Raw genomic sequence first — 12739 nt, forward strand, 5'->3', positions numbered from 1 at the left:
GTACACTTTGAAAATTAAAGCATCTCCTTCACTGTTTCAGCAATACCATGTGAATCTAGATGATAATATTTGTAGATTTCAGTATCTGAACCAATAACACAGAACTCATCAGGTAACCCAATTCTCTTAAACTTACAATGTATACCTGCTTCTGCTATCACTTCAGCCACTGCACCACCAAGTCCACCATTAATGCTCTGATCTTCAACTGTCACAACAAATCCTGTTTCCTTTGCAGCTTTTAAAACTATATCAACATCAAAAGGCTTAATAGTATGCATATCTATAACCCTAGCATTTACACCTATTTCTGCAAGCTCTTTTGCTGCCATAAGTGACCAGTATACGCTGTTGCCTGTACCAATTAAAGTTAAATCATTACCTTCCTTTACTGTAATAGCCTTACCAATTTTAAACTCATAATTGTTATCTTTATATACATCTGGCTCAGCACCTCTTGCAATACGAATAATCATAGGACCTGGATAAGTCATAGACTCTCTTACCAATTTCATGCACTGCCCTGCATCCGCTGGAACACAAATTGTTAGATTTGGTACTGCCCTATAAAATGACAAGTCAGCAATAACATTATGAGTAGGACCTCCACCGGATGTAACCCCAGAGTGAGTTCCAATCAATCTTACAGGTACATCATTATAAGCAATATCTGTGTGTATCTGATCTGCCGCTCTCAAAGGAAGAAATGGTCCAAATACTTGTGAAAACACAATTTTACCTGAAAGTGCTAATCCTGCAGATATACCAACTTGATTTGCTTCTGCAATACCAATATTAAAACAACGTTCAGGATATTTTTTCATGAACTTTCCAGTAGATGTGGAAGCCGCAACATTATCAGAATAAGTAAATGCAAAGTCTAATCCTTCATCCGCCATCTTCATTAATTCAACACCATAAGCCTCTCTTGCGGATGACAACATCTGGTCAAAATCAAAAGTTGTTTCAACTGCCATAATTTATCTCACCTTTCTATTATTTTCTATTGATTTTAGTGCTTCATCCAATTGCTCCTTAGCAATTCCACCACCATGCCATACTGCATTATTTTCCATAAATGAAACACCACAACCCTTAGTAGTATTTGAAATAATACATATTGGCTTTCTTCTAGTTTCTGGATCTGCTGGCGGAAGAGATTGTAATGCACTACAAACTTCATACATGTCATTTCCTTGAATCTCTATAACATCCCAACCAAAAGCCTTTATTTTATCTCCTAAAGGATCAATATTTATTACATCCTTGGTGAAACCAGTCATCTGCAGGCGATTTTTATCAACAATTGCCACAAGATTACCTAGCTGATAGTGCCCAGCTGCCATAAAAGCTTCCCAATTTGAACCTTCTTGAATCTCGCCATCACCTATAATACAGAAAGTTCTCCAGTATTCCTTAGACATTCTTGCACCTAATGCCAAACCAGTAGCTATGGATAATCCATGACCCAAGGAACCTGTTGATGCCTCAATAGCAGGGACATACTTTCTATTAGGATGCATACCGAATTTAGCAGTATCTAAGGTTTCAAAATGTTCTATCATATATTCCATAGTATACATGCCTAAATCTGAAAATATAGTATACAATGTTTCACCACAGTGCCCTTTACTTAAAATCAATCTATCTCTTTTTTCCCATTTAGGATTTTTAGGATCGTAGTTCATATACTTATAATAGAGACCAACAGCCATATCAACAATGGATAACTCTCCTCCAAGATGACCCATGCCTATCTCATAGATAAATGAACATAACTTCTTTCGGATTTCCACTGCCTTATCTTCTAATTGTTTAACCTGTTCCATATCAACGTTACAATACATAATTGGCATCTCCTTTTTTATTTATTTATAAAGTTATTAAAAATCATTACATTTAATAAGTATTTTTGTATATTTTCCACTTACTTGAGCAGCAAAAGCTTCTTCTGCTTGATCAATAGTGAAAACTTTCTGTATAAAAGGTTTCAAATTCATTCTAGGCATAATTTCAGCAGCTCTTGGGAAGGCATATGGAGCTACATTTATACTAGAGATTGTCAATTCTTTGCTGTACAATTTATCATATAAGTTTAGTGGCATGTCATAGTGTTTTGGAAACATTGCTATATAGAGAACAGTACCTCCTTTTGCAGCTATTTCACTTGCTGCAGGCGCAGCCTTAGGTGATCCTGAAGCCTCTATCACAAGGTCAAAACCCAATCCATCAGTTATTTTATTGGATTCCTCACATACATCCTGCTCTACAGGATCTATGATATAATCGGCACCAAATTCTTTGGCAAGTTCCTGCCTTTCCTTTATAGGTTCTATCAGTGTAAGTGATGTAGCTCCAAACATTTTCATTGCTTGAAGTGCCAATAAGCCTATAGGTCCACCTCCTGAAATAGCAACTCTTTGACCAATCTTCATATTTGTTTTGTCAACAATTCTAACTGCGATTGACACAGGCTCTAACAGGCATGCTTCTTCTAAACTTACATCATCTGGAATTTTAAAAACTTGAGATTCATGCCACACTACATATTCGGAAAAACCAGGCTTGTTATCCGCATATTCACAGAACTGCTCCTGGCCATTTCGGCAATAATAGCATGTACCACAAAATCTTAAAAAGTTCCCTGCAACCTTATCTCCTACTTTTAATCCCTTTTTAGTAGCCTTCTTCCCAATTTCCACAATAGTACCTGAAATCTCATGCCCTAATCCAAAGGGTGGCTCAAGACCAAAAATACCTTCTACTAAATGTGGATCAGAACCACATATGGAACAGTAAGCGACCTTTATTTTGACATCCTCGTCTCCCATTTGCTGTTCAGGCATGTCCATAACCTGAACATGTCCCCTTTTATTAATATCAGGGTCTTTTAAACTTCCTACCTTAACACATGCAATAGTTTTCATAAATTAAGACCTCCCTATTTTATAATGTTGTCTGGAATCCACCATCAACACTGATGTACCATCCATTAATATAATCCGATGCGCTGCTTGCTAAAAATATGGCAGTTCCCATTAAATCATTAAGTTCACCCCAACGACCACTTGGGATTCTATTTGTAATTTTGTTATAAAAATCTTTATCAGCACGTAAATCTTTATTAACATCCGTTGCTAAAAATCCAGGACAAATAGCATTGGTTTGAATGTTATACTGACCAACCTCATTTGCAAATACCTTTGTTAAGCCAAGAACAGCATGTTTACTTGCTGTATATGGTGGGCATTTTTTATCCGCAGTAAAGGATAAAGCTGAACCAATATTTATAATCTTGCCGGAGTTTTGCTTAACCATTTCCTTAACTACCCTATGACTTAGGTAGTATACAGAGTTTAAATCAATGTCAATAAGCTTTTGCCAAGCTGAATCTGGATACTCTAAAAATTCCCCAAATATACTTCCACCTGCATTGTTCACCAGAATATCGATTTTGCCATACTCTTCTAAGCATGTATTGACAACTTGCTCAATATAATCCTGTTTTGTCAAATCTCCTTGCAAGAACTTAACTTTCTGACCAGTTTCCTCTATGAGGCCCTTAATTTCAGATACGTCATCGGTAAAATGAGGTATAAAAATATCAGCACCTGCTTTTGCAAAAGCAACAGCATAAGCCATACCAAGACCTTGATTGGCACCTGTCACCATAGCCACTTTACCTTTAAGTGAAAATGCATTCATTGAAAAATCACTAAGTTTCTTTTCCATAATAATACCTTCCTATCTTTATAATGTTGTTGATTGTGCGGAGATCTCTTCTACTAACTCTACACGAGAATTTTCTTTATCATTTTTATGTCTTATGTCTAATTCAGCCATTATCTCAGCTACTCTTTCTTCTGTTAAATTATAGAATATCATGAATATGATCAATGTAACTACACAGACAACCGCTGGCAAAATAGATGTCATAATTAAAATTCCATTTAAAGCCTCTGGAGTTTGATGTACGTTAGCAACATAACCAACTTTAGCCAATATAAATGTAGGTACAAATCCACCAATAGCTAACGAAGCCTTTAAGCCAAGAGTAATAAGTGTATATACAACTGCTGCATATCTATTACCCGTATTGTATTCTGCATATTCAACTGAATCAGGAATAATTGACCATATGCTGCCCATTAGTATACCATATCCAAAGGAAGCTACTGATTTAAAAATCATCATTGCTGCTATTTGGGAAACAGGTATAATGTATAAAACTGCTGATCCGATGGCACCTAAAAGTAAACCAAGTGCAACAGTATTCTTTTTCTTAATACGTCTAAACATCATAGGTACAAAAGGAACTGCTATAACAGAAGGCAAAACGTTTAAAATTGAAAATAAAGCAACTAAGTCTTTTCTATTTACGTTATAATTCATATAATAAATTCCTGAAGCTGATTGTATGGATGAAAATGCATAGACACCCATAAATAAGAAGAATAATACAACACCTGGCTGATTATGAGTAATCTGTTCAATCCATCCTTTAAAGCTAACTGGATCTAAATGGGATTTTACTCTGATACGTTCATGAAGAGTGGTATAGCTATAAATTAAAATAGAAGTAGTTATAATAGAAAGTAAGATAACTGTCATTTGGTAACCTTTTGCCACATTGTCTCCACCGAAAAATTGTGACAAAACAGGAATAAATACAGCAACTACAACACCACCTGACTGAGCAACCATCATTCTTATGGAATTTAATCTAGTCCTTTCCATAGGATCTGCTGTCATAACAGTGGTACAGGATACATATGGATTGATAATGAAAGTATATAATGTCATCAGCAAATTGTAGGTAAAATAAGCCCATATTAATTTACCAGTGTGTCCAAAATTAGGAACTGTATAGGTCAAAGCGCCTGCAATTCCAAAAGGAATGGCTCCATATAAAAGGTAACTTTTATACTTACCTCGTTTTGGATTCAATCTTTCTGTAATAATTCCCATAGCAGGGTCCCATATCATGTCCCATACTCTTGAAACAAGAAACATAACAGAAACTTCTACAGCAGTCAATCCGTATACATCGGTATAGTAGAACATTAAAAACATTAAAATTGACTGAAAAACTAAATTCATACCACCATCTACAAGAGAATATCCAACTACTTCCTTGTTCCCCAATTTATAAAACCCAGGATTAGAACCACTTTTTTCATACAAATTTATCGTTTTTACCACTATCTCTTCACTCCTTTTCAAATTTATACTTGTATTATCAGATTAAAGAACATAAAACTAGATATACAGCACAGCTTACAATTTTTAAAAAACACCCCCTAGTAATTCAACATCAGTAAACGGTTGCAGGCTTAACTTTTAAATAAAATGGCATAGTTGAAAAGATTTGCCCTCCCATTTTTACTTTATTTACCACTTCTTTGTTATTAATTTTATATTATTTACGCTTAACTTACGTGTGTTTTTTTTATGAAAACGTGTACTTTTCTGTATTAATGTAGTTCTCTTTTATTTTAAAATATATTTTTTGAAGAGATAGTTGCTTCATATATTTTCCAAACTGTATTTACAAAATTTTGATAAACATATACAATAAAATCATAATTAGAAATTTATAATAGTAATTTAGGTAGTCTGGAGGTATTATGTAGATGTTTTCAAAAGTTATCTTATATGCAGAAGATAAAATTGCTAATATGATATGTAGCTTCAACAGGACAACCAAAAGTGATTTTTCCATTTCTTATATTGCTGATTCTTATGAAAACAGTGTGGAAAAAGCAGTGGAACTTAATGCTCAAGTTATAATTCTTCAACTTAAACATCCTGTATATAAAATTCATAATTTTTTCTACGATTTGGCAATGTCCAATATATATCCCATGCTTGTAATTTTTAATATTGTTTCAGAAACTCAAATTGTTTACTCCATTACAAGCCATAAAGACACTACTTATATTGATAAAATAAAACTCTTTTTCACTCAGTCATTAATTGAAAGCTATACTTGTCATTTTAACTATATTGGGGAAGAAAAAGATTCAAACTTAGTAATGAACTTCAGGATAAGTAAACTAGAAAAAACCGAATATCTAAAAGACATTCTACGAGGAGTAATTAAAAGGGAATTTTTATATTATAAAAGAAAAGTAAGCTTAAATCTAAATGATCATGGTTACTACGTATATATTTGCAATCTTATGGAGATTGAATATCCAGACCACTATTTGAATAAAAATATTTACTACCTAAACGGAGAAGAATTTATTAAAGAGTGTGAAGAAGTACTTGATGAATATAGTGGAGGGGAAGTCTTTTATATAAATCCCTATATTTTGTGTATAATTATCAATGATTTTAATTGTGCAAGTATTGCTAGCAAACAGAGTAAACTTTTTGAAATTACCAACAAATTAAATATTGTAACAAATAGTAAAACAGCCTTCAGATATATGAGCAGCTATATCAAAGATATCGAAAATATCAGAGATGCTTATGAGTCTTTTCATTGTATAAAAACATACAACTTTTTCTGTACTGATATAAAGTTGCTTACTCAAGAATATATCAATTCAATAAAAAAAGAAGTAGATTATACTTTAGTAGATAAAACTCTAAAAGAAATAAAAGAACTTATAAATTATGATATTTTTAATTTAAAATTAAATAACTTGATGAATGAACTATTTTTAGATCTTGTAAAACAGAGTCTTGACTACAATCTTTATTATTATTGTCATACTTCGTTGTCATCTGCATTGGTTGACAAGTATGGCAATCTATATAAAAAAATATTACCGGAGAGCTCCCCCTACAGAAAAGTATTCTTCACCTCCATAGAAGATAAATGTAGTGAGTTTATCGATTCTGTAAATCAGCTTAAGTCTAAGCTTTCCAACAAATATATGATAAAGAATTCCATAGTTCTTCAAGCATTAGACTTTATACATATTCACTACATGGAGGACATTACTGTGAATCTTATTTCCTCCAACTTAAATATTAGCAGTTCATATTTAAGTCAGATATTTAAAAAAGAGATTGGTACAAGCATCATAAAATATATTATTACTTATAGAGTTGAAAAGGCTAAAGAGCTTTTTTCTTCAAGTGATGAACTGATTTATAACATTGCTGAAAAAGTTGGATTTTCTGATGAAAAACATTTTTCCAAGACCTTTAAAAAAATTACAGGTCTAACTCCTATGCAGTATAAAAAACAAAATATAAGAGCCAAGTATGTCTAAAAACAAGAGACTAATTGTTCGCTTAGATTCTGAAAAAATAAATATACTAAAGTCATAACCACCCCTAAAATTAGGTGGTTTTATGTTTCGCTATCGCTCAACAAACTAAGGCCCATAATGAAAGTGGCAATAGAAAACTCCTATTGCCACTAATTAGTGAGTATCAAAAAAAGTATAAAGTTATAAGAAAACTTTTTATAACTTTATACTTTTTTCATTATTCTGATACTGAAGATCCCTGTGTATTTGTTCTCTTTAGATTCAACATAATATAAATAATACCGGAAATTGAAAGACATATAACTCCTAACACAAATGGGAATCGCATGTATGTTATTTTAAAGATACTCTCAATAAAGGAAAAAAAGAAACCTGAAATAAATCCGCCTATACTCATAAATGCCATGACTATAGAGATTGCAAAAGTAGTTCCAGAAGGTGTAACTAGCATACCAACAAACATTATGACAGCTGTAAAACTAAGCATAAATCCTATTCCTACTATTGTGGATCCAATGGTAAAAGCAGTCAAACTATTTCCATAAATTAAGAAAATATATCCCACAACATGTATAATAAGCCCTATCCCAAAAGTAAGTCTTTTAACTATATGAAATACTTTTCCGAAAATAGCGCCTGATACCATTCCACCAACAGTGAACATTGTAAGTACAAGTGCTGCACCAGCTGCAGTTCCCAAATTATTGTGTATTACTAATGAAGATATTCCTGTTAACATTGGGTATAATACTATAGTATAAATTAAAATAATTATTGCCCAAACATATACCATAGCAGGCATTTTTATTTTTTCATATTTTGCTTTTTCGATCTTAGGCGGCTCAGGTAGTAAGAAAATAACTATAATTAGAGGGATAACACCTAAAAGATACACTAGAAAAGTATTCTTCCAGTTAACAGTACATAAAACTCCTCCAAGCATCTGAAACACAATACCACCAATATTTTGAATAACTCCATTGAAACCCATAAGGTTTTCTCTAGCTGTCCCTTCAAAATGAAACAAATTAAATTGTATGCAATTTAATTTTGCAACATACATTAATGAAGATAGGATGGGGGAGCTATTGAATATTGTAACCTTTTCTCTTTTCGAAAAAATAGGAAGTGATAACAATGAATTCAGAACTACTAAAATTGGATAACCAACTATGTTTTGCATTATATGCTTGCTCCCGTGAAATAAACAAGCTCTACAAACCTTATCTAGACAATCTAGGAATAACCTATACTCAATATGTCACACTTTTAGTGTTATGGGAAAAAGATAACCTTACAGTAAAAGAACTTGGAGTTAAACTTCATCTTGATTCTGGCACACTTACACCTTTGCTAAAAAAGTTAGAAGGCGCAGATATAATAAAAAGAATTAGGGATACAGAAGATGAACGAAATGTTTATATAAAATTAACTGATAAAGGTTCTAAAATGAAAGAGAAGGCTTTAGAAATACCTAGTAAAGTATTTTGTGGAACTGGTCTATATTTAGAGGAGGCCGTTTCTTTAAAAGAAAGCCTTAAACATTTACTGGCTAATTTAAATAAATAGGACTCAAAAAAACATCAGCACCTAAATGCTGATGTTTTGAGTTCTATTCATATATTGGATATTTTCTGCATAGAGCTATTACTTCTTCTCTTATTCCAGATAAATCTTTATCTCTATTTTCTATTACATAATTTATAAAGTAAGCTATCTTTTTCATTTCCTCTTCTTTAAAGCCTCTTGTAGTTACTGCTGGAGTTCCTAATCTTATACCACTTGTAACAAAAGGACTTAATTTTTCAAAAGGCACTGTATTTTTATTTACAGTTATAGCAACTTCGTCTAGAAGTTTTTCTGCTTCTTTACCTGTCATATTCTTGTTTGTTAAGTCTATCAACATTAGGTGATTATCTGTACCACCTGATACTATTCTAAAACCATAGTTTATTAACTCATCTGCTAGAACCTTTGCGTTTTTAATCACTTGATCTGCATATGTTTTATATTCATCTGTCAAAGCTTCATCAAAACATACTGCTTTTGCAGCAATAGTATGCATTAGAGGACCACCTTGTATTCCTGGGAAAATAGTCTTATCTATATCTTTTGCATATTTTTCTTTACATATAATAGCTCCGCCTCTTGGACCTCTCAAAGTCTTATGAGTTGTAGTTGTTACAAAATCAGCATATGGTACTGGTGACATATGTTTGCCAGCTGCAACAAGACCAGCTATATGAGCCATATCTACCATCATATACGCACCAACTTCATCACAGATAGCCTTTATTTTTTCAAAATCAATCTCTCTAGAGTAAGCACTTGTACCTGAAACTATCATCTTAGGTTTATGTTTTAATGCAAGTTCTCTTATTGTATCATAGTTTAATCTTTCAGTTTCTTCATCCAATCCATAAGACACGAAGTTATATAACTTACCTGAAAAACTAGCACTACTACCGTGAGTTAAATGTCCTCCATGAGTTAAATCCATACCAAGAACTGTGTCTCCAAGTTGAAGTACTGACATATATACTGCCATATTAGCCTGTGAACCTGAATGTGGCTGAACATTTATATGTTCTCCTCCAAATAGTTTTTTCATACTTTCTCTAGCATGATCCTCTACTATATCAACTACATGGCATCCACCATAATATCTTTTTCCTGGATAACCTTCTGCGTATTTATTAGTAAGGTATGAACCCATTGCTTCCATTACTGCTTTACTTACAATATTTTCTGACGCAATAAGCTCTATTCCTTCCTCTTGTCTTAATTTTTCTTTTTCAATTGCATCAAATATTTTAGGATTTGTTTTTTCTAAATTTTCAAAATTCACTTTTGTAGCCCCCTAGACTTAAATATTATTGTAACTCTTATCCCTAAGATTTACCATAGTGAGATTATACGCTTATTGTTACAATATATCAATAATTTTTACATAAATTTTTAATAAATTCATGTTTTACTCATATTTTTTAACTTATTATTCCCATTATTCTTTTTACAGTTTCATTAATATCACTGTCATTCATCACATGAAAATCGCAGCATTTCTTATAAATTTCATATCTCTCGTTAAAAAGATCATATAGCTTATGAACTCCATCCCTTAAAAGAGGTCTTGTTGATACTTCCACATCTGTTGCTATGTTGTCTACAGGTCTATCTATAAAAATTACAATTCCAGTTTCCTTCAATCTCTCTATATTTATGTGTTTTTTTATTACTCCACCTCCAGTAGATATTACTGAAGTATTCTCCTTACTCAACTCATAAACCGCTTCACTTTCCACACTTCTAAAATACTCTTCACTTACATCAAATAGTTGAGATATAATTTTTCCGCTCTTTTTCTCTATATATTCATCTACATCAAAGAACTTAAATCCTAAATTTTCAGATATAATTTTTCCTAATGTGGTTTTACCACATCCAGGCATACCTATTAAAACAACATTTTTACTCATTTTGCACATCACCTTATCCCCTTATCACCTTACTCATAGTCATTAATATATTAAACAAATCTATTCTTTAACTCTAAATATATTTCATCAATAGATTCTTCATTAATTTTAATATTTTGCCAAATTTCCTGTGCTGCCACCGCCTGTGCTACCAACATATAAAGTCCATTCTCAGTCTTAAGACCTAGTTCTCTGGATTGCTTTAGAAAAAGTGTTTCCTGCGGATTATATATTAAGTCTATTGCCACAGAAAATTTAGATAAAATATTTTCTTTTACAGGACAATACTCTATGCTTGGATACATTCCACAAGGAGTACAGTTTATAATGATATCTTGATTTGTTAGAGTTTCTATATCATCATACGATATTACTTTTAAATTTTTTGTATCCTTTGCTGTATTTTGAGGATCCCTACTTACATAAATAATATCATTTATTCTATTATCTATAAGGTACTGAACTACCGCCTTAGAAGCACCTCCGCAACCAAGTATTACTGCCTTTTTATTATTGATATCTATCTGTTTTCTTTTTAGTGCTGCTCCAAAACCGTGATAATCCGTATTATATCCTGTAAGCACACCATTATTGAAGGATATAGTGTTAACTGCTCCTATTTTTCCCGCTTCTTCAGAAATACTGTCTAGATATTGCATAACCTGTATTTTGTAAGGTATTGTTACATTTGCCCCCTTGCAACCAAGAGCCTTTAATCCCCATATAGCATTTTCTAGATCTTCTCTTTTTATCTCTAACAGGTTATATAAGCCCTTTGAATTTATATTTTTAAAAATCAAGTTATGTATTTCTGGAGAAAGGCTGTGCCCTAGCTTCTCCCCAATTAATCCATAAAAATTACTCATATACCTTAGATCACCTCACCTTTATAATTTCCTAAGAATTTAAAATATAGGCTTTCTTCTTCTATTCCTTTAAGTACAATTTTAATATTTTCATCTAATATATTTCCTTGAAAATCTATGTGAAAGAAATATTCCCAAGACTTATCTACAATAGGTCTAGATTCTATTTTCATCATATTGCAATTATTTTCTGAAAAATGCTTTAGGATATTATATAACGCTCCAACTTTGTGTGGTAACGTTGTTACAATAGTTATTTTATCGCATTCTTCATTAATTTCTATTTCTTTTCCTATTATTATAAACTTAGTATAATTATTCTTATTGTAATTTATGTTTTCTTGTATAATATCAAGCCCATACGTTTCTGCTGCTTTTTTACTTGCTACACAAGCCTTGCTTTTTAAATTTTCCCTACTAATGTATAGAGCACTTTTCGCAGTATTAAAATAGGGTATAAGACTCCAATCCTTATGCTTACTAAAAAACTCTTTAGACTGCAAAAATCCCTGCTCGTGAGAATAAACTTCATTTATATCTGAAAGCTTAGCCCCTTTAATTCCAAGTAAATTATGATCAACTTTTATACATTTTTCACCTACTATATAAAAGCCATATTTACGCAGCAAATCATAAACCTCTGTTATTACTCCTGTAGATGAATTTTCAACAGGTAAAATCCCATACTCTATTTCACCTCTATCTAGTGCATCAAAAACATCTTTAAAGTTTGGAAAGCAAGATGTTGATCTTTCTGGTCCAAAATATTCTATTAAAGCTTGGTGACTAAAAGAAGCTTCCACTCCTTGGAATCCAACTTTATATGATGAACTTTTCTTTTCTGTTTTATTTACATTTGAAGCCTTACTTATTATGTCCTTTTGTGTTTTTCTGCTTATACTCATCAAATCTTCAAGAAATTCTTTCAAATTACTTTTTAAAACTTTATCTTCCACACCATCTAAATGCTTATTTATGATTTCCTCTTCTCTAGCTTTATCTAATACTGTCATAGAATTTTTTATTTTATATTCAGCAACTTCAGAAACTATTTCCATCCTCTTTTTAAATAACTTTACTAAAGATTCATCTATTTCATTAATCTCTTCTCTTAAATAGTCTAACTTTTCCACACTCATCACTTCCATTTTTAAATTAAATTTTA

Annotated in this window: 12 protein-coding genes; 2 read left to right on the plus strand and 10 right to left on the minus strand. The window is 32.1% G+C overall.

The window, feature by feature from the left end:
• Positions 1-14 precede the first annotated feature (14 nt).
• The 5 genes from CLMAG_RS25095 to CLMAG_RS25115 are packed head-to-tail and all read right to left on the minus strand — an operon-like array spanning position 15 to position 5202.
• Positions 15-977: a transketolase family protein gene (locus CLMAG_RS25095; protein ID WP_066629201.1), complete on the minus strand. Its 963-nt coding sequence runs from the start codon at positions 975-977 to the stop codon at positions 15-17.
• A gap of 3 nt (positions 978-980) precedes the next feature.
• Positions 981-1847, minus strand: a complete 867-nt coding sequence (locus CLMAG_RS25100) for a transketolase (RefSeq protein ID WP_066629203.1) — start codon at positions 1845-1847, stop codon at positions 981-983.
• 36 nt (positions 1848-1883) lie between these two features.
• A complete protein-coding gene (locus tag CLMAG_RS25105) occupies positions 1884-2927 on the minus strand; it encodes a zinc-dependent alcohol dehydrogenase (protein ID WP_066629204.1) in 1044 nt (347 codons plus the stop codon).
• 19 nt (positions 2928-2946) lie between these two features.
• Positions 2947-3732: an SDR family oxidoreductase gene (locus CLMAG_RS25110; RefSeq protein ID WP_066629205.1), complete on the minus strand. Its 786-nt coding sequence runs from the start codon at positions 3730-3732 to the stop codon at positions 2947-2949.
• An 18-nt stretch (positions 3733-3750) separates the two neighbouring features.
• Positions 3751-5202 carry an MFS transporter gene (locus CLMAG_RS25115; RefSeq protein ID WP_066629208.1) on the minus strand — a complete coding sequence of 484 codons (1452 nt, stop codon included), beginning with the start codon at positions 5200-5202 and terminating at the stop codon, positions 3751-3753.
• Positions 5203-5633: 431 nt separating this feature from the next.
• Between CLMAG_RS25115 and CLMAG_RS25120 the strand changes: the two genes are divergently transcribed.
• Positions 5634-7229 (plus strand): helix-turn-helix domain-containing protein, encoded by a 1596-nt coding sequence (locus tag CLMAG_RS25120; protein ID WP_066629211.1) that lies wholly within the window; start codon positions 5634-5636, stop codon positions 7227-7229.
• Between the two features lie 217 nt (positions 7230-7446).
• On the opposite strand, the gene CLMAG_RS25125 is transcribed toward CLMAG_RS25120, so the two are convergent.
• Positions 7447-8256 (minus strand): MFS transporter, encoded by an 810-nt coding sequence (locus CLMAG_RS25125; protein WP_139264214.1) that lies wholly within the window; start codon positions 8254-8256, stop codon positions 7447-7449.
• Between the two features lie 110 nt (positions 8257-8366).
• Between CLMAG_RS25125 and CLMAG_RS25130 the strand changes: the two genes are divergently transcribed.
• A complete protein-coding gene (locus tag CLMAG_RS25130; RefSeq protein WP_066629225.1) occupies positions 8367-8798 on the plus strand; it encodes a MarR family winged helix-turn-helix transcriptional regulator in 432 nt (143 codons plus the stop codon).
• Between the two features lie 43 nt (positions 8799-8841).
• Here CLMAG_RS25130 and glyA read toward each other — a convergent pair whose 3' ends face one another.
• From glyA to CLMAG_RS25150, 4 genes are all read right to left on the minus strand, one after another.
• The gene (gene glyA / locus CLMAG_RS25135; protein ID WP_066629228.1) at positions 8842-10077 is read right to left on the minus strand and encodes a serine hydroxymethyltransferase; all 1236 of its coding nucleotides are present in this window, start codon (positions 10075-10077) and stop codon (positions 8842-8844) included.
• 139 nt (positions 10078-10216) lie between these two features.
• Entirely contained in the window at positions 10217-10708 is a 492-nt protein-coding gene (locus CLMAG_RS25140; RefSeq protein WP_066629503.1) for a shikimate kinase, read from the minus strand.
• Positions 10709-10758: 50 nt separating this feature from the next.
• Entirely contained in the window at positions 10759-11574 is an 816-nt protein-coding gene (aroE, locus tag CLMAG_RS25145; RefSeq protein WP_066629231.1) for a shikimate dehydrogenase, read from the minus strand.
• Positions 11575-11579: 5 nt separating this feature from the next.
• The gene (locus CLMAG_RS25150) at positions 11580-12713 is read right to left on the minus strand and encodes a chorismate mutase (RefSeq protein WP_341420962.1); all 1134 of its coding nucleotides are present in this window, start codon (positions 12711-12713) and stop codon (positions 11580-11582) included.
• Positions 12714-12739: the final 26 nt, after the last annotated feature.

It is taken from the genome of Clostridium magnum DSM 2767, assembly GCF_001623875.1.
Taxonomy (GTDB): Bacteria; Bacillota; Clostridia; order Clostridiales; family Clostridiaceae; genus Clostridium_AM; species Clostridium_AM magnum.

What these genes read in the sequence shown, in the direction of transcription:
- CLMAG_RS25095 (WP_066629201.1), bottom strand. Translation starts at nt 977, where the DNA reads ATGGCAGTTGAAACAACTTTTGATTTTGACCAGATGTTGTCATCCGCA.
- CLMAG_RS25100 (WP_066629203.1), bottom strand. Translation starts at nt 1,847, where the DNA reads ATGTATTGTAACGTTGATATGGAACAGGTTAAACAATTAGAAGATAAG.
- CLMAG_RS25105 (WP_066629204.1), bottom strand. Translation starts at nt 2,927, where the DNA reads ATGAAAACTATTGCATGTGTTAAGGTAGGAAGTTTAAAAGACCCTGAT.
- CLMAG_RS25110 (WP_066629205.1), bottom strand. Translation starts at nt 3,732, where the DNA reads ATGGAAAAGAAACTTAGTGATTTTTCAATGAATGCATTTTCACTTAAA.
- CLMAG_RS25120 (WP_066629211.1), top strand. Translation starts at nt 5,634, where the DNA reads ATGTTTTCAAAAGTTATCTTATATGCAGAAGATAAAATTGCTAATATG.
- CLMAG_RS25130 (WP_066629225.1), top strand. Translation starts at nt 8,367, where the DNA reads ATGAATTCAGAACTACTAAAATTGGATAACCAACTATGTTTTGCATTA.
- CLMAG_RS25140 (WP_066629503.1), bottom strand. Translation starts at nt 10,708, where the DNA reads ATGAGTAAAAATGTTGTTTTAATAGGTATGCCTGGATGTGGTAAAACC.
- aroE (WP_066629231.1), bottom strand. Translation starts at nt 11,574, where the DNA reads ATGAGTAATTTTTATGGATTAATTGGGGAGAAGCTAGGGCACAGCCTT.
- CLMAG_RS25150 (WP_341420962.1), bottom strand. Translation starts at nt 12,713, where the DNA reads ATGAGTGTGGAAAAGTTAGACTATTTAAGAGAAGAGATTAATGAAATA.